The organism is Amycolatopsis sp. NPDC058278, from assembly GCF_042881395.1.
Classification (GTDB): domain Bacteria; phylum Actinomycetota; class Actinomycetes; order Mycobacteriales; family Pseudonocardiaceae; genus Amycolatopsis.
The window spans coordinates 1-2,842 of sequence record NZ_JBHVXZ010000264.1 but is presented as its reverse complement, the minus strand read 5'-3'; the positions used below and the strand labels follow the sequence as shown (position 1 = coordinate 2,842).

At 67.8% G+C, this 2,842-nt stretch carries 4 protein-coding genes; 1 reads left to right on the top strand and 3 read right to left on the bottom strand.

What is annotated here, in order from left to right; genetic code table 11:
* Positions 1-976: 976 nt before the first annotated feature.
* Positions 977-1,354: a hypothetical protein gene (locus ACFVYA_RS49830; protein WP_387055679.1), complete on the bottom strand. Its 378-nt coding sequence runs from the start codon at positions 1,352-1,354 to the stop codon at positions 977-979.
* Positions 1,355-1,382: 28 nt separating this feature from the next.
* On the bottom strand, positions 1,383-1,883 hold the full coding sequence (locus ACFVYA_RS49825) for an SRPBCC family protein (RefSeq protein ID WP_387055677.1): 501 nt from the start codon (positions 1,881-1,883) through the stop codon (positions 1,383-1,385).
* 192 nt (positions 1,884-2,075) lie between these two features.
* Here ACFVYA_RS49825 and ACFVYA_RS49820 point away from each other — a divergent pair, with 192 nt between their 5' ends.
* Complete coding sequence (locus ACFVYA_RS49820; protein WP_387055675.1) at positions 2,076-2,615, top strand: TetR/AcrR family transcriptional regulator; 540 nt, start codon at positions 2,076-2,078, stop codon at positions 2,613-2,615.
* On the opposite strand, the gene ACFVYA_RS49815 is transcribed toward ACFVYA_RS49820, so the two are convergent.
* Positions 2,600-2,842 (bottom strand): MFS transporter (locus tag ACFVYA_RS49815; protein WP_387055673.1); only part of this gene is annotated, 243 nt, incomplete at its 5' end. The two genes, ACFVYA_RS49820 and ACFVYA_RS49815, sit on opposite strands and share 16 nt — an antisense overlap.

Genomic DNA, 2,842 nt, shown 5'->3' with positions numbered 1-2,842 from the left:
CGCCATGACTCACCTCCACCGGCCAGCTTCGCGATCACCAGCCCGGATGTCCACGCGACACGGTTACCACGTCAACGTTCCTTGCCGAGGCACTAGGCCACGATCGTCCCAGCTTCAAGATCGCGTTTCGCGATCCGTGGGGTAATACTGTGTCCGAGACCGAGTTGATCTATACCCCACCCTGAAATTTGCCACGGACCTGCAGCTTGACTGACGCCCCGAAGCCCAACCGCGACGCGGGAGATTTCCCACGTCTACGTATTCAAAGGGGCAATGCCGCGTCGAGAAGCAGCTCGGCGCCTGGTGACCAGGCAGCCGCGACACGCACCTCGTTGGCCAAAGCCACCAGGTCTTCCGGGTCGGGTTTCGCGGGGGCGCTTCGCCGCAAACCCGCGGGAGCGTCCGGGCCTCCAGCGTTAGTACACGAGGTAGTTTGCCAGCCGGTCAACGACCCGGCGCTCACCTCGGCAAAACGTCCGCGGGACGCTGCTCGCGTCGGCCAGGTAACCGTCCTCCGTGGACTGTTCGAAGAAGCCTTCCCAAGGCGTGTCCGGACTGTAGAACTCCTGGAGCGTGAACGACAAGGGGCGGTCACCACGAAATCGCGGCTGCCGATCTGGCCGGGCCCGGTGCTCGCGTGCTCGCCGCGCACCGAGGCGAGATCGCGGTCGGCGAACCGCCGGGCCACGCCGGTGCGCACCCGGCCCGGTTCGGACCAGCGAAGGTGGTAGAGGTAGGGGCTGCGGTCGAAGCCGCCTCGCCCGTCCGGTTCCGCGAGCAGTGCCTCCGCGGTGTAGGTGAAGCCGGGCGCCGTCCCCGACGAGCTCTACGTCCAGGCGGCTCGGCTTCCGCCTGACCGCATTGACCAGGTCCGAAGGCGGGGTGCACGCGTGCGTGCCCCTGGCCCTGCAGCCGTCGACGGAAAGCGACCGACGGTGTCGAAGATCGCGGTCCGGTCATGCGTGCCGGGATCCCTTCACGAGCCTGTTCGCTGGGCGAGCATCCAGCGCCAGCGGCGAAGCTGAAGGCCACAGGCTGCGAGTGACACTGCAGCCACCAGTGACGCCACGACCGGCGGCCACGCCACGAAAGCGGCCAAACAGGCGGCGACAGGCTGCAACAGTTCGAGGGCGATCGCCGGCCGGGCCGGGATCGAGACCGGATTCTTCTGCTTCTTCGCCCCGGGCATCCCGAAAACCGTGGGCAGGCCGATCAGCAGCACGTCGGCCAGCACGGCCAGCCAGATCGAATACGCGACCAGTGCCCACGGCGCGGCGACCCAGGCGATGATTTCGACCAGGAACCGCGGCGCCGACGCGCTGAGGGAGTCCGGAGCGGCAACCTCGGTGCGCACTGGAGGATCCTGCCGCGTCCGGTGGTCCTCAGTGCTCATGAGGACGGACCTCGGCCGTTGCCGCCGTTTCCGCGATCAGACCGTCGACCGCGCCCTGGAACAGGCGATTCCACCGCTTCCCCACCACCGGCTTGACCAGTCCGATCGTCGTACCGACGAAGACCTCGACGTTGTGGATCCGGGTGCCACCGCCGGATACCGGCTCGAACCGCCACACGTGGCAGCTGCGCACGCCGTTCTTGTCGCCGGACCACGACGCGCGGACATCCGGCTCGAACTCGTCGAACGTCGCTCGCTCGCGCTGGACACCGACCGGAAACCCCAGCCCGAGTTCCTGGTCGAAGGAGCTGCCGGCCGACAAGGACGCCGCGTCGGCGACCGCCACCGACCGGTGGATCGGCGACCACGCGGGCCACCGCTCGAGATCGCACCACACCGCCCAGAGTTCGGCCGCCGACGCCGAGCAGGTACCGGATCCCGCGACCACGAGCGTTCGCCAATCCCTCGCGGCCTGACCGACTTTGGTCAAGCAGTACGCGATATCTGTCTCCGCCACTCTTTGGCTCCGCTTCTCGTCACCTGAATGTCCTGATGTCCGGCGTGGGCGCGCCGGCGACCCTAACGGCGTTCGGCTGGTACCCTAACGCCGTTAGGCACATACGGAAAGGGGTTTGTTCGATCATGCGCGCCCTGCCGGACACGCTCGGACCACGGGCGATCGATGGCATCCCGCACGCTTGACCGGCTCGCGCCGCGAGCCCGGGAGATCGTGCGAGCCGCCCGCGAGCTGCTTGAACAGGAAGGGCCCGACGCGCTGTCGATGCGTCGCATCGCCGACCGGATCGGGATACGTGCCTCCTCGATCTATGAGCACCTCCGCGACAAGCAGGCATTGGAAGCGGCCTTGATCTCCATGGGTTTCGAGGAACAGGCCGAGCTGTTCACCAAAGCCGTCCACGGGTCGGACGACCCGCTCGCCTCCCTCGCCGCCGCATACCGCGACTTCGCCCACCGGCAACCGCACCTGCACCGCCTGATGACCGAACGACCCCTGCGCCGCGACCTGCTCGCACCCGGCGTCGAAGCCGCCGCCGCGATGCCGCTGCTCAAAGCGACCGGCGGCGACCTCGAACAAGCCCGGGCCTTCTGGGCGTTCGCGCACGGCATGGTCGTTCTGGAGCTGAACCACCGGTTCCCGCCCGACGCCGATCTCACCACCACATGGCGCAAAGGGATCGACGCGTTTCACGGCACATCCTGATCCGGCAACGACTTCACCAGGAGAAGCAGGACCAAGAACGTTCCGGTGCCGGCGAGGACGAAGGTGGCGCGGGCGCCGGCCACGCCGACGAGGAAACTGCCCAGCGCGTAAGCGAAAGCGGCTCCCAGCTGCGCAGCGGTGCCGATGGTGCCGAACACCCGGCCGAGGAACGGGCGGGGCACGAGGTCCTGCACGACGGTGTCGTACCCGATGTTCTCCACGGCGTT

Coding starts and splice junctions, on each gene's coding strand:
- ACFVYA_RS49820 (WP_387055675.1), top strand. CDS start 2,076: ATGGCATCCCGCACGCTTGACCGGCTCGCGCCGCGAGCCCGGGAGATC.